Annotated in this window: 18 protein-coding genes; 9 read left to right on the top strand and 9 right to left on the bottom strand. The window is 32.7% G+C overall.

Annotation, left to right across the window (positions count from 1 at the left end):
• The first annotated feature begins 14 nt into the window (after positions 1–14).
• Complete coding sequence (locus HYN86_RS12790) at positions 15–656, top strand: membrane lipoprotein lipid attachment site-containing protein (RefSeq protein ID WP_113678376.1); 642 nt, start codon at positions 15–17, stop codon at positions 654–656.
• 83 nt (positions 657–739) lie between these two features.
• A complete protein-coding gene (locus tag HYN86_RS12785; RefSeq protein WP_113678375.1) occupies positions 740–1,747 on the top strand; it encodes a helix-turn-helix domain-containing protein in 1,008 nt (335 codons plus the stop codon).
• 30 nt (positions 1,748–1,777) lie between these two features.
• Here the strand turns inward: HYN86_RS12785 and HYN86_RS12780 are convergent, their stop codons facing one another.
• On the bottom strand, positions 1,778–2,419 hold the full coding sequence (locus tag HYN86_RS12780) for a protein-L-isoaspartate(D-aspartate) O-methyltransferase (protein ID WP_113678374.1): 642 nt from the start codon (positions 2,417–2,419) through the stop codon (positions 1,778–1,780).
• Positions 2,420–2,632: 213 nt separating this feature from the next.
• On the opposite strand from HYN86_RS12780, the gene HYN86_RS12775 reads away from it, so the two are divergent.
• From HYN86_RS12775 to HYN86_RS12745, 7 genes are all read left to right on the top strand, one after another.
• Entirely contained in the window at positions 2,633–3,598 is a 966-nt protein-coding gene (locus tag HYN86_RS12775) for a Gfo/Idh/MocA family protein (RefSeq protein WP_113678373.1), read from the top strand.
• Between the two features lie 90 nt (positions 3,599–3,688).
• Positions 3,689–4,576: a 3-hydroxyacyl-CoA dehydrogenase family protein gene (locus HYN86_RS12770; protein ID WP_057118437.1), complete on the top strand. Its 888-nt coding sequence runs from the start codon at positions 3,689–3,691 to the stop codon at positions 4,574–4,576.
• A 12-nt stretch (positions 4,577–4,588) separates the two neighbouring features.
• Complete coding sequence (locus HYN86_RS12765; RefSeq protein ID WP_113678372.1) at positions 4,589–5,260, top strand: YggS family pyridoxal phosphate-dependent enzyme; 672 nt, start codon at positions 4,589–4,591, stop codon at positions 5,258–5,260.
• An 81-nt stretch (positions 5,261–5,341) separates the two neighbouring features.
• Complete coding sequence (locus HYN86_RS12760; protein WP_113678371.1) at positions 5,342–6,703, top strand: exonuclease domain-containing protein; 1,362 nt, start codon at positions 5,342–5,344, stop codon at positions 6,701–6,703.
• Between the two features lie 30 nt (positions 6,704–6,733).
• Positions 6,734–7,573, top strand: a complete 840-nt coding sequence (locus tag HYN86_RS12755) for an ion transporter (RefSeq protein WP_113678370.1) — start codon at positions 6,734–6,736, stop codon at positions 7,571–7,573.
• A 153-nt stretch (positions 7,574–7,726) separates the two neighbouring features.
• Entirely contained in the window at positions 7,727–8,647 is a 921-nt protein-coding gene (gene miaA / locus HYN86_RS12750; RefSeq protein WP_113678369.1) for a tRNA (adenosine(37)-N6)-dimethylallyltransferase MiaA, read from the top strand.
• A 66-nt stretch (positions 8,648–8,713) separates the two neighbouring features.
• A complete protein-coding gene (locus HYN86_RS12745; RefSeq protein WP_113678368.1) occupies positions 8,714–9,460 on the top strand; it encodes an acyl-[acyl-carrier-protein] thioesterase in 747 nt (248 codons plus the stop codon).
• Between the two features lie 225 nt (positions 9,461–9,685).
• Here the strand turns inward: HYN86_RS12745 and HYN86_RS12740 are convergent, their stop codons facing one another.
• The 8 genes from HYN86_RS12740 to fabV form a co-directional block, all read right to left on the bottom strand.
• Positions 9,686–10,213 (bottom strand): hypothetical protein, encoded by a 528-nt coding sequence (locus HYN86_RS12740; protein WP_113678367.1) that lies wholly within the window; start codon positions 10,211–10,213, stop codon positions 9,686–9,688.
• On the bottom strand, positions 10,200–10,889 hold the full coding sequence (gene prfH / locus HYN86_RS12735; protein WP_113678366.1) for a peptide chain release factor H: 690 nt from the start codon (positions 10,887–10,889) through the stop codon (positions 10,200–10,202). Before prfH ends, HYN86_RS12740 begins: the two co-directional genes overlap by 14 nt.
• Positions 10,890–10,904: 15 nt before the next feature.
• Positions 10,905–12,296: an RtcB family protein gene (locus HYN86_RS12730; RefSeq protein WP_113678365.1), complete on the bottom strand. Its 1,392-nt coding sequence runs from the start codon at positions 12,294–12,296 to the stop codon at positions 10,905–10,907.
• Positions 12,297–12,872: 576 nt separating this feature from the next.
• On the bottom strand, positions 12,873–13,589 hold the full coding sequence (locus HYN86_RS12725) for a response regulator transcription factor (protein ID WP_057118447.1): 717 nt from the start codon (positions 13,587–13,589) through the stop codon (positions 12,873–12,875).
• A 3-nt stretch (positions 13,590–13,592) separates the two neighbouring features.
• The gene (locus HYN86_RS12720) at positions 13,593–15,179 is read right to left on the bottom strand and encodes a sensor histidine kinase (RefSeq protein ID WP_113678364.1); all 1,587 of its coding nucleotides are present in this window, start codon (positions 15,177–15,179) and stop codon (positions 13,593–13,595) included.
• A gap of 59 nt (positions 15,180–15,238) precedes the next feature.
• Positions 15,239–15,835, bottom strand: a complete 597-nt coding sequence (gene coaE, locus HYN86_RS12715; protein WP_113678363.1) for a dephospho-CoA kinase — start codon at positions 15,833–15,835, stop codon at positions 15,239–15,241.
• A gap of 2 nt (positions 15,836–15,837) precedes the next feature.
• Positions 15,838–16,836, bottom strand: coding sequence for a glycosyltransferase (locus HYN86_RS12710; RefSeq protein ID WP_113678362.1), 999 nt, complete (start codon positions 16,834–16,836; stop codon positions 15,838–15,840).
• Between the two features lie 126 nt (positions 16,837–16,962).
• Positions 16,963–18,153, bottom strand: coding sequence for an enoyl-ACP reductase FabV (gene fabV, locus HYN86_RS12705; RefSeq protein ID WP_113678361.1), 1,191 nt, complete (start codon positions 18,151–18,153; stop codon positions 16,963–16,965).
• Positions 18,154–18,167: the final 14 nt, after the last annotated feature.

Raw genomic sequence — 18,167 nt, 5'->3', positions numbered from 1 at the left:
TTTAACTGTAAAATATGAAAAAGTACTTATGTTTGTTTTTCGCTGTAGTTATACTTTCAAGTTGTTCAAGTAATACTTCAATCGTAAACAGCTGGAGAGATCCTAAAATCACCGTTTCTCAAGAAAATTTCAAAAAAGTTTTGGTCGTAGCTTTAGTAAAAGATGAAGCTTCGCGAAGAGTTACAGAAAACAGAATTGCGGCTGGTAACGAAATTTTTAAAACTTCATACCAATATTTAAACGAAAGTACAAAAGACCTCACAAAGGAGCAGAAGTTAAAAATCCTTCAAGATGAAAATTTCGACGGAGTAATAACAATGCGATTGGTAAGCAAAGAAAAGGAAACAAATTATGTTCCAGGAACTTATACCGGAATGTATTACGGAGGTTTTGATGGAATGTATACAGGAATGTATGGCTATGGTTTTGGGAATTGGTACGGAATGTATTCGCCAACCTTTTACGATCCAGGGTACTATCAGGAAACAACATCTTATATGGTAGAAACCAATATTTTTTCATTAAAAGAAAATAAATTAATCTGGACAGGAACGACAGAATCGCAGTATGTTACAGATTTAGGACAAACGGTTGATGCAATTATGCAGGCTGTAGTAAAAGAAATGAGAAAAGACGGTTCTTTACCTCCAAAATAAAAGATTAATAAAAGCGACCTTTAAAGTCGCTTTTATTACAAACAAAAAAATGACCAAATCTGTCAAGACTAAATAATTCATAAATGAAATCGCTTTTAAAAAATGCAAGAGAACAAAAAGGTTTAAAAACCCGTGAACTGGCTCAGCTTGCTGAAATAGATCAAGCATTAATCAGTAAATTTGAGTCGGGAACCCGAAAACCGACCAAAGAGCAGATTTCAAAATTAGCGCAACTTTTAGAAATTGATTATGAAACTTTAATGATTGCCTGGCTTAAAGAAAAAATACTTTATGAAATTGGTGATGAAGAATTTGCTTTGAAGGCTCTACTTTTAGCTGAACAAGAAATTCATAATAATGAAAAGGAAATTAACACTATTCTATCACCTTCGATTCGAACAACTTTAGATGAGATCGAAATATTAAAAAATAAAATTCAATCTTTTAATCATTTTGAATTACGCAAAATTTCAAAAACTTTAGAATTAGATTTTATTTTTAAGAGCATTCGTTTAAACGGAAACAGTTTAACATTAGAAGAAACTAAATCTGTTATAAATGATGGATCAACTATTGCTGGAAAAAGTATACAGAATCATCTTGAAGCAATTAATTTTTCAGAAACAACATTGTACATTAAAGATTTAAGTCAAAAGAAAACATCAATAAACGAAAAGGAATTGATCTTTATTCATAATCTAATATTTAAAGGAATTGGAAATGAAAATTCAGGAAAATATAAAAATGATTCGTTGATTATAAGAGAAATGAATTTATTTTTTAATTGGTATGAATCACATAAAAATAACCTTCATCCAATAATTCTTGCATCTGAAGCACATTTAAAAGTACTCGAAATTAGTCCTTTTGAAAACGGAAATCTACAAATATCAAATTTGATATTAAATTGGATTTTGCTTCAACATGATTATGTGTATGCTTCAGTTGAAGAGAATCAAAATGCTATAGATGAATATTTATCTATAATAGAAGAAAGCAAAATTAAGAACGATAAATCTATCTTTATTAATCATATCTTGAAAATTGAAAAGGAAAATCTACAAAAGGCTATACAATTAGTCGAAAAATAAAAGAAGCCCAGTATAAACTGGGCTTTCTCTTTAATTTTTATCTTCTAATAAAGGAACAAATCTAAATTCTCCAAACTCATGTTTTTCAAATTGCGTTTCGTTCTTTCTAATTAATAAAGTCATAATCTGAACATCTTCTCCAAGTGGAATCACAAGCCTTCCTCCTATTTTAAGCTGCGCCATTAACGGCTGTGGAATAAATGGTGCACCAGCTGTAACTATAATACTGTCGAAAGGAGCATAATTTGGTAATCCTTTATAGCCATCGCCAAAAGAAACATGTTTTGGGCGAATATTCAATTTTGGAAACAAAATAGAAGTCTGTTTAAACAGTTCTTTTTGTCTTTCTACAGTATAAACTTTTGCTCCAAGATTAAACAAAACAGCAGTTTGATATCCAGAACCAGTTCCAATTTCTAGAATTTTGTGGTCTTTTTTAACCTCTAATAACTGCGATTGAAAGGCAACCGTATAAGGCTGCGAAATAGTTTGTCCCGCTCCAATAGGAAAAGCCTTATCTTGATAAGCATAATCTTCAAAACTTGAATTCAAAAAAAGGTGTCTTGGGATTTTTTTTATCGCCTCTAAAACCGCTCTATCAGTAATTCCCTTTTGTTCTAAAGTGCTTACTAATTGATTACGAAGTCCTTGATGTTTGGCAGTGTCTTTCAAAATGGGTAGGTTTTATTTTCGCAAAAGTAAAGAATCTAAAAAGGAAATCAAATATTGATTTTTAATTATTAAATTAATAATATCGAAAGTCAAAAGCCGAAAGTCAAAAGCCACAGATGATAAATTTACAATTCATAAATCACAACTCACAATTAGTTAAATTCATTTTCACGGTAAACAAATAAATTATATTTTTGTTTAAAATACATTCTCATGTTAAAAGTAGGAGTTTTAGGTGCTGGTCATCTTGGTAAAATACATTTACGCTTATTACAACAATCTGACAAATACGAATTAGTTGGATTTTACGACGAAAATCAAGAAAATGCCGAAAGAATCTCTAAGGAATTTGGCTATAAAAACTTCAGCACAATTGCAAAACTTATTCATGCTGTCGATGTAATCGATATTGTAACTCCAACACTTTCACACTATAAATGTGCAAAAGTTGCAATCAAATCAGGAAAACATATCTTTATAGAAAAACCAATTGCCAATACTGTAGAAGAAGCCGAAGAAATTATCGCTTTAGCCAAAGAATACAATGTAAAAGGTCAAGTTGGTCATGTGGAGCGTTTTAACCCTGCTTTTATCGCAACAAAAAACATGATCGAAAACCCGATGTTTATAGAAACGCACCGTTTGGCAGAGTTTAATCCGCGTGGTACGGACGTTCCTGTGGTTTTGGATTTAATGATTCATGATATTGATGCCATTTTGAGTGTTGTTAATTCAAAAGTAAAAGACATTCATGCAAGCGGAGTTTCTGTTATCAGTGATACGCCAGATATTGCCAATGCTAGAATTGAATTTGAAAATGGCTGTGTTGCCAACTTAACAGCCAGCAGAATCTCAATGAAGAATATGAGAAAATCTCGTTTTTTCCAAAAAGATGCTTACATTTCAGTTGACTTTTTAGAAAAAAAATGCGAAGTAGTTCGTATGAAAGATGCGCCAGAAGTTCCTGGAGATTTTGATATGATTCTGCAAAATGCAGAAGGCGTAAAAAAACAAATCTATTTTACTAATCCAGATGTTGAGCAAAATAATGCAATCCTGGACGAGTTAGAATCTTTTGCAAATGCAATTAACACAGATACAACGCCGGTTGTAACATTAGAACAAGCGACAGATGCTTTACGTGTAGCCTACCAGATTATTGATTGTTTCGATAAATAATAAAAAATACAACTCATTATTTTTAAGGTTTAAAGCTGGCGGAAAAGTCACTTTAAACCTTAACTTTTAAAATTTAAATACCAAAATTAAATGAAAACTATAGCTGTAATTGGTGCAGGAACAATGGGTAACGGAATTGCTCATACATTTGCACAAAGCGGTTTTACCGTAAAACTAATCGACGTTTCAGAAAAATCATTAGATAAAGGAATGGCAACTATTGCGGCCAATTTAGACCGTATGCTTGCAAAAGGTACAATTACACAAGAAGACGTTGCCAAAACTATTACCAATATTATTACCTATACAGACATTAAAGATGGTGTTGTTGGTGTTGATTTAGTGGTAGAAGCCGCAACAGAAAACGTAGAATTAAAACTGAATATTTTCAAGCAATTAAACGAAGCTTGTTCTCATAATACTATTTTAGCAACTAATACTTCTTCAATATCCATTACACAAATTGGTTCTGTTGTTGCACATCCTGAGCGTGTTATCGGAATGCATTTTATGAATCCGGTGCCAATTATGAAATTAGTTGAAATCATCCGCGGTTATAACACAAGCGATGAAGTCACAAAAATCATAATGGATTTATCTGAGAAATTAGGAAAAGTTCCTGTTGAAGTAAACGATTATCCTGGTTTCGTAGCCAATAGAATTTTAATGCCTATGCTAAACGAAGCAATTGAAACGTTATACAATAAAGTTGCGGGAGTTTATGAGATTGACACGGTAATGAAATTAGGCATGGGACATCCAATGGGACCGCTTCAATTAGCTGATTTTATTGGGCTTGATGTTTGTCTTGCCATTTTAAATGTAATGTACGAAGGTTTCAAAAACCCAAAATATGCTCCTTGCCCATTATTGGTTAATATGGTAAGAGCTGGAAAACTAGGCGTTAAATCTGGAGAAGGTTTTTACGATTACAGCGAAAGTAAAAAAGCAGAGAAAATTTCTAAGCAATTTTTATAAAAAATAAATATCATGTCGATTCCATCGAATTTAAATACAATCAAAGCAAGTTTACCTGAACATGTAACTCTTGTTGCCGTTTCTAAAACAAAACCAGTTTCAGACTTAATGCAAGCCTATGAAGCTGGCCAGCGCATTTTTGGAGAAAACAAAATCCAAGAAATGACTGAAAAATGGGAAGAAATGCCAAAAGATATTCAATGGCACATGATTGGTCATGTGCAAACGAATAAAGTAAAATTTATGGCACCATTTGTGAGTTTAATTCATGGTGTAGATAGTTTGAAATTATTACAAGAAATCAACAAACAAGCTTTAAAAAACAATAGAACAATAGATTGTCTTCTTGAAATGTATATTGCCGAAGAAGAAACTAAATTTGGTCTTGACGAAAACGAATTAAACGAACTTTTAACTTCTTCAGCATTCAAAGAGTTAAAAAATATTCGTATCTTAGGTTTAATGGGAATGGCAACTTTCACAGAAGATCAAAACCAAATTAAAAAAGAATTTACCCATTTAAAATCCATTTTTGACTCATTAAAAAACATTGACGGATATGGTAAAGATGCATTGCAATGCGTCTCTACAATTTCTATGGGAATGTCTGGAGATTATCAGCTTGCAATAGAATGTGGCAGCACAATGGTTCGCATTGGAAGCAGCATTTTTGGAGGACGTTGATTATCAAAAACCACATTTCGTAAGGACGGATACGCGCCTATACAACAACTGAATACTAAAAACTGAGAACGAATACTAAATTTGTACGCAATACTAGACATAGAAACAACTGGAGGGCAGTTTAACGAAGAAGGAATTACTGAAATCGCCATCTATAAATTTGATGGACACGAAGTAGTTGACCAATTCATAAGCCTTGTCAATCCTGAAATTCCGATTCAGCCTTTCGTCGTAAAGCTAACTGGAATCAATAATGCTATGCTGCGTTCTGCACCAAAGTTTTATGAAGTCGCCAAACGCATTATCGAAATAACATCCAACTGCGTTATTGTGGCTCACAATGCCTCTTTCGATTATCGAATTTTAAGAACAGAATTTAGACGTTTAGGCTACGATTTTGAAGCCAGAACTCTTTGTACTGTAGAATTGGCCAAAAAACTAATTCCAGAACAGCCTTCTTACAGTTTAGGAAAATTGGTTCGTGCATTGGGAATTCCAATGGCAGACAGACATCGTGCCAGCGGAGACGCAATGGCTACGACAAAATTGTTTAAAATGCTCTTAGAAAAAGACGTAGAAAAAACAATCGTAAAAGATTTTATAAAACTCGAAGTCGAAAAAGGAATTGCTCCTAAATTCTTAGATCTTTTAAGTCAAATGCCGGCTAAAACTGGTGTTTATTATATTTATAATGAAAGCGGCACCTTAATTTATATTGGTAAAAGCCATAACATAAAAAAGAGAGTCAATCAGCATTTTACGGGAATTACAACTAAAAGCAAAAGAATCCAGGCTGAAGTTTTTACCATAACTTATGATGAAACTGGAAGTGAATTGATTGCACTTTTAAAAGAAAGTCAGGAAGTAAAAATTAATCGTCCGAGACATAATCGTTCTCAGAAAAAGACAGTATTTCCTTTTGCATTATATGCCGAGAAAGACTCGAATGGTTATCTCAATTTAAAACTTGAAAAAGCTGACGGACGTAAGAAAGACATCACATCGTTTGTTTCTTTGCAAGAAGGCAAAAATGCACTTTTTAAATTCACGGCAAAATACCATTTATGTCAAAAATTAACAGGATTGTATCATAGCAAGAAAGAGTGTTTTCAATATTCAATCAAAGAATGTGACGGCGCCTGCATTGGCGAAATAACTCCTGAAGTTTACAATTTAAGAGTTCAGCAATTTATTTCCGAGAATAGTTTTGAAAATAAAAGCATGATCCTGATTGACAAAGGCCGTAATATAAACGAACGAAGTGCTATTTTAATCGAAAATGGAATTTATAAGGGTTATGCTTACTATGATCTTAATTATCAAATTACTAATATTGAGATCCTTAAAACCATTTTGATTCCGATGGAGCACAACCGCGATGTAAAAAACATTCTTCAAAGCTACCTTCGAAAAAGTAAATCTATCAAGATTTTAAATTTTTAACAATATAAAACTTTCATTATCTTAGTGGATATGAAAAATAAAAAATCACAATACGAAATCTTTCGAGAAAAAGTTAAGATAATCCTATATGGCACCAATACCATTTTAGGACGTATGTTTGATTTGGTTCTTTTAGGATTGATTTTATTGAGCGTTCTTTTAATTATGCTGGACACAGTTAAAGGAATCAGTTCAAAGTACCACGAACAGCTCCTTATTTGCGAATGGGTTATCACCGTTTTTTTTACAATCGAATATATTTTAAGAATAATATCCATTCAAAAACCTGTTAAATATATCTTCAGTTTTTACGGAATTATAGACTTGCTTGCGGTCCTACCCATGTATCTATCAATATTTTTCCCTGGCGCAAGTATTTTATCAATCGTAAGAGCTTTACGTTTTTTACGATTATTCAAAATCTTACATATTCCGCAAATTTCACATCAATCCCTGCAATTAAAAGAGGCAATAGAAGCTAGCAAAGAAAAGATTCTAGTTTTTATATATTTTGTGCTCATCAGTACTGTAATTATCGGTACAATTATGTACTTAGTCGAAGGCCAAGAATCTGGTTTTACAAGCATCCCAATGGGAATTTACTGGACAATTGTAACTTTAACAACAGTTGGTTATGGAGACATTTCACCACAAACTCCTTTAGGACAATTTATTGCAGCATTAGTAATGATTTTAGGATATGGAATAATTGCGGTTCCAACCGGAATTGTAACTGCCGAATTTGCCAAAAGCAGTTTGAGAAACAGTGCAGTAAGCACCAAAAAAACATGCAAAAACTGCAATTCCCAAGTCCATTTTGACAGCGCAAAATATTGTTACGAATGTGGAAGCGAATTGCCAAATAATTAATTTTAGAAGCTAATCCAGCTGTACATTGCAACTCCTCCTTATCTTTGTTGTTTTTTTAAGGCATAAAAGGAGCTTCCGCTGGTCGCTCTTTTACACCAAAAAAAACGAACAAATATAAGTCCGGGGTTTTCATTTCCATCTGGGCTAAAAAATATGAAATACCTAATAACCATTGTCGGACCAACAGCCATAGGCAAAACAGCCTTAAGTATTGCTTTGGCACAACATTTTAAATGCGAGATCGTTTCTTGCGACAGCCGTCAGTTTTTCAAAGAAATGACTATTGGTACAGCCGTTCCCAATCAAGAAGAATTGAATTCTGCCAAACATCATTTCATTCAAAATAAATCTATTTTTGAAAATTACACCGTTGGCGATTACGAAAAAGAAGCTTTAGCCAAAATCGAAGAACTTTTTCAAAACAACGATTATGTTATTCTTATTGGAGGTTCAGGACTATATGTAGATGCTATTTTAAAAGGTTTTGATGAATTTCCAGAAATCAGTCCAGAAGTTCGTTCAGAAGTAAATTTAAATTACGAAAAACTCGGAATTGAATATCTTCAGGAACAACTAAAAAATCTAGATCCAGATTATTACCAAAAAACAACTATCGAAAATCCTCAGACATTACAAAACCCGCAGCGAATGATGCGTTTTGTAGAAGTTTGCATTGGAACAGGAAAACCTTATTCTTCATTCTTAAATCAGAAGAAAAACAATCGAGACTTCACTCCTATTTTAATTGGTTTAGATGCCGAAAGAGAAATCATTTACAACCGAATCAACCAGCGTGTTGACATTATGATAAACGAAGGTTTGCTGGAAGAAGCTAAAACATTGTATCCTAATAAAGCGTTAAATGCGCTTCAAACGGTCGGTTATAGAGAATTATTTAGTTATTTTGACGGAGAATTTACATTGCCTTTTGCAATAGAAGAAATCAAAAAAAACACTAGAAGATTCTCCAAGAGACAATTAACGTGGTTCAAACGAAATGAAAATACAAAATGGTTTGATTACGCGATAGATAGAAAAGAAATTATAAATTATATAGAAAGTCTTCTAAAGTAAAGATCAAAATCTAATTTTCTTTATTCTTTTTTCTATTCTCTAAAAAACAAAAATTTAAAATTAAAAATGCCAATATCTCCAAATTTCACATCAGTTTTAAGTAAAGACTGGGAAATCAATTTCACACAATGCACGCCTGCAGGTTATTTAAAATACACCGATTTGTGTAATATTTTACAATTGACTGCTGCAGCACATTCAGAAGTTGGCGGCATTAGTTTTTATGATATGCAGGAATTTCACCAAGCGTGGGTTTTAAGCCGAATGCGCGTTGAAGTTCATGCTTTACCAAAATGGCAGGATATTGTTACGGTAAAAACTTGGATTAATAGTTTAGAAAATTCACGTTCAGTTCGTGCTCTTGAAATGTACGTAAACGGAAAGAAAATTGTAGGCTGCGAAACCTATTGGGCTGTTTTCAATACACAAGCGCGCCGTCCAGAGGCATTGGCTTTACCATATGAACACTTTGAATTATTTCCCGAAAATAGAGCCACAGAAGAAGGCTTTTCTAAAATAAATATCAACCACGAAAAAGAAGCCGTTTTTGAAAAAACTGTTTATTTATCAGATTTAGACATTGTAAATCACGTCAATAATGTAAAATATGTGGAATGGTGCCTAGATCACGTTGATCCAAAAAGAATCTTAAAACAAGAAGTAAAAAGCTTCGAAATGAATTTTATGAAAGAGCTTTCATTACAAGATAATGTTGTCATTCACGAAAGTGAAGATGACGATCATACAAAAGCAACATTCAGTATTACAAAAGACGAAAAAACATGTTTCGCTTTGGAATTACATTGGAAATAAAAAAGATCAATAAAATCTTCTTTTGAATCTGACTTTCCTCAATACTGTCATTTCACGAAGGAGAAATCTTCGCAAGAAGCTCAATACAGACTGACTATAGTTGCCGAGCTACTCGCGAAGATTTCTCCTTCGTCAAATGACAAACTTTGAGTATTTTAAAATTTATGACATACATATAAAAAACAATAATCGATGCAATTTTGCATCGATTATTGTTTTACCAAATCATTTCGATTTCTTTTTTGAATCATTTTTAGATTTTTTGCTTTTTTTCAATAAATCAATTTTTCCTCGAATCCTTTTCTCTACATCCGTAACATCAGAATCAAATGCAAACTGTAATGAATAAAGTTTTGCATTCTTAATTTCATTCAAAGCTTTTTTAAATTCTTGTTTCGCTTCCAAAAGAATAGCTTTCTTTATATAAATCTCTGATTTATTGATTCCTTTAACCGTCAGAGCAAAATCAATTAGCTTTTGTGCTTCATCATAGTCTTCATTTAAAATCAATGTTTTTAAATAATACGGATATACTTCAAGAGCATGAATATTAATCGCCAAAGCTTGCTGAAAGTACGATTTCGCTTCTTCGTAATTCAGTAATTGTTCCGCTTGAATTCTTCCATACAAACACAAAACCATAGTATTTTTATCATCGTAAGAAAAAGCATAATCCAAAGACTCAATTGTACCTTCAAGCCAAAACGGATAATTATCCAAAGCTTGAAAAAGATATTTATCAGTTGTTTTCATTTCGTAAATCTTGTTTTAATTTCTGACGTGTTCCTTTGTAACTCTTCTCCACTTTATTCTTTTTAAAATCACTTCCGGTAAAAATTCTAACAGGATTTCCACGCTCAATATTAAGCTGATTTTCCCATTGTCTACCCACATGATTTTTAAGCTGAATTAGTTTTTCGTCTTCTAATTTTTTTAATAATCTTTCTGTTGCCAGCTTTTTGTTTTGGTGCTGCGAACGACTGTCCATTGCTACAACTGCAATTCCTGTTGGAACATGAGTAGCCCGGATTGCTGAACTCACTTTGTTTACATGCTGGCCGCCAGCTCCAGAACTCCGCATGGCCTGATATTGAATATCATTTTCAGAAATTGATACGTTCTTCTGCGGTTCAATTTCAAAAATTCCAATAAACCAGTTCTTGCGTTTGTGCATTTTTCTAAACTGACTCTGTCCAATCCATTGAATCGTTCCAATCCAAGATTTTACAAAGCTGTCGGCATTTTTTCCTTTTACAGCAATTGAAGCAGTTTCAACCGTTCCATTTTCTTGACCTGCTTCTCGCTGCAGTAAAACGGTTTCTAATTGTTGATCCTGCGCCTCTTCCAAAACTTTTTTAAGCACTTGGACGACAACCCAACTGCATTCTGCAGGTCCGCGACCCGCTGTTATTTGAATTATTTTTTCCATTTTTTAAATCTCTTTTTATCGATCCATTCTAACAATCTTTGGTGTAAAAGTTCCCAAAACTTCAACTAAGTCAGTTTGGTTGGTCATTACTTTTGTAATGTCTTTGTACGCCATTGGAGCTTCGTCAATATTTCCTCCAATCAAGGTTACATCATTCGCTTTCAAAACCTTTTTGATTTCACTTTGCGTAAACGTACTTTTACATTTTGCTCTCGAAAATAAACGGCCAGCTCCATGAGAGGCAGAGTTTAAACTTTCTGCATTTCCTTTTCCTTTTACAATGTAACCTGGTGCAGTCATTGAACCCGGAATAATTCCCAATTGACCTTCTGCTGCTGGAGTTGCACCTTTTCGGTGGACAATACATTCTTGACCGTTTACCATTTCTTTCCAAGCAAAATTGTGGTGATTTTCTATCGTAGCCACTACTCTTTTTCCAATTGCTTTACCAATTCGTCTATGAATATCATCATGACAGGCTTTGGCATATTCTCCTGCTAAATTCATTGCCAGCCAATATTCTTGACCGTCATGTGTATTCAAATCCAGCCAAGCCAAATGCTGTACATTTTTTGGCAGCGGACATTGCTTAGTCGCTAAATAAGTGTAATGTTTCGCAATTTTTGCCCCTAAACCACGTGAACCACTATGCGAAAGAACAGCGAAATACTCTCCTTTTTCGAGCTTCCACTCGTTTTCCGGATTATCGATTTTAGCAATTCCAAATTCTACAAAATGGTTTCCGCCGCCAGAACTTCCTAACTGTTTGTAAGCTTTAGGTAAAAGATTCTTCAGCAACGGAATATCTTGAAATTCGCTTTTATAAAAAACGTCATGATCTACTCTTGATGCATGCGTCTCATACATTCCAAACTTGGTATTGTCTTTTAAAATAGCTTCAAGCTGATGTTCTCTTCCTTTAAAATGAGAAGCTGGCAAATCGAATATTGAGAGACTCATTCGGCATCCAATATCAACTCCTACTCCGTATGGAATCACAGCATTATCTGTTGCTAAAACGCCTCCAATTGGCAATCCGTAACCTGAATGTGCGTCTGGCATTAAAGCCCCGGCTACTGAAATTGGTAATTTTAATGAATCATACAATTGAAATTTTGCCTGCTGGTCAATTTCATTTTCACCGAAAATAGTGAATGGAGCTCTCGTTGTTTTCAACTGATGCATTCTTACTTGAACTGGCTTTATCAAACCTTCGGCAACTTTTCCCCAAGTTCCATTTCCCTCATATTTTTCAGGATTTAGCAACACATCTTTTGCTTCTGTTAGAATAGATTCCTTTTTTTCTTTTTTTCTATATCTGTTTATTTGCCCTAGAGCAATGTTTATTGAATTGTTCTTTGGAAAGCCTAATTTGATCAGGTCTTTTCCAGATAATTTATTTCCCATAAATCGTTTTAATTGTTGGTTGTGCAAGCTCCATTCAAATTGACAATTCAAAATGAAATTAGCGTGCGAAATTCTTATCCTTTTGTGGATTAATGTTAAATTGTTATTTCGGGAAAATTTGAAGTGTCTAGAATAAAAAAAGCCCGAACTAAATGTCTTCGGGCTTTTATATATCTAAAAATGTATTTCTAAGATTGAAATAAGCCACGAAGAAGTGCTGCACCAAATCTGTTTGGTGTGAAGCTTTGTGATGTCGATGTAAGTACAAACATTTTTCTTCGTTTTAAAGGGTTATTATTTTTTTCGTCTGCAAATATTCAGAATTGTTTTTTGATTTTCCAAATTTATTTTAAAGAAAATTCATCTAAAAAAATAATTGATGAATTCTGAAATATACAAAAATCATAGTATCTATCTAAAAATCAAAACTCTAACTCTAGCAATAGTTCTATTCGTTTTTCATGCTTTTATACAGAAAAAAACAAGTGAATCCGAAATTGAGAATTAAAGCAATTAAAAATTGGGCATAAAAAAAGCCCTGATTTCTCAGAGCTTATATTTTTTAGTGTGAATTTGTTATTCTGTAACTTTACTTTTAACCACTAATCTAAAACCTTCACCGTGAATGTTTAAGATTTCAACATCTTCATCTGCTTTTAGATATTTTCTTAGTTTAGCGATGTAAACATCCATACTTCTTGAAGTAAAGTAGTTGTCATCTCTCCAAATTTTTGTTAAAGCTAACTCTCTTGGCATTAAGTCATTTTCATGAAGAATAAGCATTTTAAGCAATTCATTCTCTTTTGGAGATAATTTGATTGGCTCTTCGTCTTGGAAAGTCAAGAATCTCAATTTTGAATTTAAATGGAATTTACCGATATTAAATTCAAATTGCACTTGTTCCGCTTTTGTATCAGCAGACTTTCTTTGAATGATTGCTTTAATTTTCATTAAAAGAACCTCTGAATCAAAAGGCTTATTTAAATAATCATCCGCACCTGCTTTATATCCTTTTAAAACATCTTCTTTCATAGACTTAGCTGTCAAGAAGATAATTGGCACTTCACTATTTTTTTCTCTAATTTCTTTTGCCAAAGTGTAACCATCTTTATAAGGCATCATTACATCAAGAATACATAAATCATATACATCCTTCTTGAATTTCTCGAAACCTTCCATACCGTTTTTAGCTAAAGTAACTTCAAAGTCATTTAACATTAGATAATCTTTAAGAACTGCCCCAAAATTTAGGTCATCTTCTACTAAAAGTATTCTTTTGTTAGTATTTTCCATATTTTAATTTATTAATGGTATTTTTATTATAAAGGTGCTACCTTTTCCTTTTTCGCTTTCTACATATACTTGACCGTTATGGTCTTCAACAATTCTCTTAACATAGGCCAAACCTAAACCGTGGCCTTTTACATTGTGCAGATCTCCAGTATGCTCTCTGTAAAATTTCTCAAAAACTCGCTTTTGAGCTATCTTACTCATTCCCAACCCATGATCTCTTACTTTTATCAAAATCATATCTTTTACATTCTCTGTAAAGATTTCGATTTCTGGTATATCTGGTGAATATTTAATGGCATTTTCCAAAATATTAACCAAAACATTAGTAAAATGAACTTCATTTATCAGACAGGTTGTCCTTGCTGCATTATAATGCTTCACAACAGTTCCTTTTTTGTCTTCTAGAATTAAATTGACGTGCTCAATTGCATCATCAATAATATCATGAATAACAGTCGGTTCTTTGGTGATATCCAGTTCTCTTTTTTCTAATTTAGAAATACGAAGAACATTCTCCACCTGTGCATGCATTCTTTTATTCTCATCTCGAATCATTTGAAGATAACGATACACTTTTTCTTTATCTTCTATAATCCTTGGATTTTTAATAGCATCAAGTGCTAAATTTATAGTCGCAATAGGAGTTTTAAACTCATGTGTCATATTATTTATAAAATCTGTCTTGATTTCAGAAATATGTTTTTGACGCAGTAATTGATTTAACGCACTCGTGTAAGCAACAATTATAATTAAAGTAAAAACTATAGATAAAATAGTGATACTTAATAATTCAGATAATAGGAATTTCTTTTTATGAGGAAAAGTAACTGATAACTCATATTTACTATTTCCTTCATTATCTGTAAAAACTGGAATACTGTAAGTTGCTTCTTTATCTAAAGAATGAAATCCATCAGATTTAATCTTGGTCGGAATTCCATCACTGTATATTGCAAATTCAAATTTAGTTTTAACCTCGTATTCACCCAGCTCTTTTTTTAATAACTTATAAAGCTTGTCTCTTGTTATTCTTCCTTCAATTGGAGTTAAGGAGGCAATATCTTTATATTGGATCTGCTGTTGAACTTTATTTAAAATATCTAAACTTCCAGATTTTTCACTCCTTATATCTGGAATAATACTTTGTCCTAGACTATTATTATCAATCCCATTGTTATTATAAATTTCAGTTACTCTTTTTGAACTAAAATTTTTAAAACGTTCACTGCTGAATTTTTTGTTAAAAAGAGAGCCGCTGATATCATAATCTTCCGATGTCAATGTATTCGAATAAACAATTGTTTTATTCGTCTTTGTGTTTCTTTGTACATAAAGTACTTCAAGTAAATCTTCTTTTTTTGGAATTTTACCCGTACTATCTTTTATACGGTTGTATTTGTCGTAGAAACTATACTCTTCTTGTTGTTCCAGTTTGTCTGCAACATTTCCAATTACTTGAGTAACGTGGTATTTAAATTGTTCTTCATTATTCTTGAACGAAGAATTGAACCAAAATACCTGTACCAGAATTATCCCGATTAAGGACAAACTCATCAATAAAACAAGTATTCTAAAAAATAATTTATTCATCGAAACAAAATTAATATTTTAACAATATACTAAATAATACATTAACCAAATATTAACATTTAAGACTGATTTTGTTTTATATTCAAAATTTTAAGAATTTTAACAACTTCTTCTTTAGCAATTTTAAGATTATCGTTATTAATCACGAAATTACTCTTAGAAATTCGTTTTTCGTCATTCCACTGCATTTTCATCCTGCTTAAAACTTGCTCTCTAGTTGTTTTATCCCGCTGTATCACTCGTTCGATTCTGACTTCTTCTGGAGCTGTAACTGTTATAATTACATCGCATTCTTTATAACGGCCGCTTTCAAATAAAATAGCAGCTTCATAAATCACATAATCAAAACTTTTATATTCCTGGACCCATAATTCAAAATCTTGCTTAACTGCAGGATGCACAATCGCATTTAATTTTGCCAGCTGTTCTTTATCATTAAAAACTATCTGGGCTAATTTTGCTCTATTTAAAACTTCTCCGTCAAAAATATCGCGGCCAAAAGTATTTTTTACTTGATCAATAATAAGGGCTGACTGCATTACTCTTTTGGCTCCATCATCTGCAATGTAAACGGGAACGCCCAATGATGCAAAATAGTTTGCGATAGTCGTTTTACCACTCCCAATTCCACCTGTAAGACCAATAACTTTTGTCATTCTTATACTTTAAAAAACATACGAGGAAAAGCTTCTTGAGGTTTCTTTTTTAATAAAATTACTTTTATATAAGATTTTAAAAATCCTGTTCCGTAACCATAGAATTGTTTCCAGACCGCTATTACAGAAAGATATCCAATTTTGATACTTTTATTTTGAATACTCGCTGTAAGAAAAATTATAACGAAATATACGAAATATAATTGTAATAAAATATCAATATTGAAAATTAACAATAAAAAAGCTAATAATAATCCTATTATAAAGACAGTTGGAAAGAAGAATGTGAGCTTATTATGTTCTGGATACCAACTGTTTAAAATCGGTCTTGCGATACCGAATTTTTTTACTTGGAGAGAGAATTTTTCCCAGTCAATTCGACGTTTATGATACACATAAGCCTCAGAAAACAGTCTAGTTTCAAATCCTAAATTCCATAAACGTATAGATAAATCGGGATCTTCGCCTGGATGAATGTTTCCAAAACCTTTTGAAGCTTCAAAAGCTTTCTTAGAAATTCCCATATTGAAACTTCTCGGCTGAAATTTATTTATCTTTTCAGAACCACCTCTAATTCCACCTGTGGTCAAAAAAGAAGTCATTGCAAAATTGATTGCTTTCTGAATATCCGAAAAACTATCAAGCGCTTTATCTGGTCCTCCAAAGCAATCGACATATTTTTCATTTAATGCTTTACGTACTTCCGTCAAATAGTTGGAAGGAATTATACAATCCGAATCAAAAATTATAAAATAATCTCCCCTCGCCTTTTGCATTCCAAAATTTCTAGAATCTCCTGGTCCCGAATTTTGTTTAAAATAGTAGGATATATTTAATTTTCCCTGATAATTCATCACCACATCTCTGCATGGTATTGAAGATCCATCTTCGACAAGAACAATTTCAAAAGCTTCATTATAATCAGATTTTGAGAGACTTTCTAAAAGTTCATCAACTTCATCTGGACGATTATACACGGGTATAATTAAGGAAAAAATCATAGCAGAATGCGCGTTATTAAAGGGTATATTTTTTAGGTTTCAAAATTTTAACAAAGATATGGTATATTAACAAAAAAACCATCAACTTTTGGTTGATGGTTTTTCCTTACTAGTAAGTAAATATTGTTATTTGATACTTTCAATTTCAACAACTTCATTTGCTTCTGCATTATAATCAACACCAGCAAATTCGAATCCGAATAAATTTAAGAAATCATTTCTATAACCTGCAAGATCACCAATTTCTGGTAATGTTTCTGTAGTTGCTTCTAACCAAAGTTGAGCCACTTTAGCCTGAACATCTTCACGCATTTCCCAGTCATCAATTCTAATTCTTCCTTTTTCGTCTACAGGAACATCAGAACCATTGTACAATCTGTCTTGGAATAAACGCTGAATCTGCTCGATACAGCCTTCGTGAATTCCTTCTTCTTTCATTATTTTGTATAAAAGAGAAATATATAACGGAATTACAGGAATTGCAGAACTCGCTTGAGTCACTAAAGCTTTGTTTACAGAAACATAAGCTTTTCCTCCAATAGATTTTAAAGAATCTCCAATAGTAAATGCCGTAGCTTCTAAATGATCTTTTGCACGCCCTATAGTTCCTTTACGGTAAACCGCTTCTGTTAAAGATGGTCCGATATAAGAATAAGCAACAGTTGTAGCTCCTTCTGCTAATAAATTTTCATTTTTCAAAGAATCGATCCACATTGCCCAGTCTTCACCTCCCATAACAGCAACTGTATTTTCAATATCTTCTTCATTTGCTGGAGCGATAGAAACTTCAGAAACTTTTCCCGTATGAAAATCAACAGTTTTGTTTGTAAAAGTTTGTCCAATTGGTTTTAAAACTGAACGGTGCGTAACTCCAGTATTTGGATTTGTACGCACTGGAGAAGCTAAACTATAAATAATAAGATCTACTTGCCCTAAATCAGCTTTGATTAAATCAAGAGTTTCTCTCTTAATTTCGTTTGAAAACGCATCTCCGTTGATGCTTTTTGCATACAAACCTGCTTTATGAGCTTCTTTTTCAAATGCCGCAGAATTGTACCATCCTGGAGAAGCAGTTTTTCCCTCAACCGGTGGTTTTTCAAAAAATACTCCAATTGTCGCAGCACCAGAACCAAAAGCACTAGTAATTCTTGAAGCTAATCCGAAACCTGTTGAAGCACCAATTACTAAAACTTTTTTAGGTCCAGCAATTTCTCCTTTAGATTTTACATATTCAATTTGATTTTTAACATTTTGTTCAGCTCCCGTTGGGTGGGCAGTCAAACAAATAAATCCTCTCATTCTAGGTTCTATAATCATCTTGTAATTATTTT

The organism is Flavobacterium fluviale, from assembly GCF_003312915.1.
Classification (GTDB): domain Bacteria; phylum Bacteroidota; class Bacteroidia; order Flavobacteriales; family Flavobacteriaceae; genus Flavobacterium; species Flavobacterium fluviale.
The sequence above is the reverse complement of the archived record's forward strand: the minus strand, read 5'-3'. Positions and strand labels throughout refer to the sequence as shown.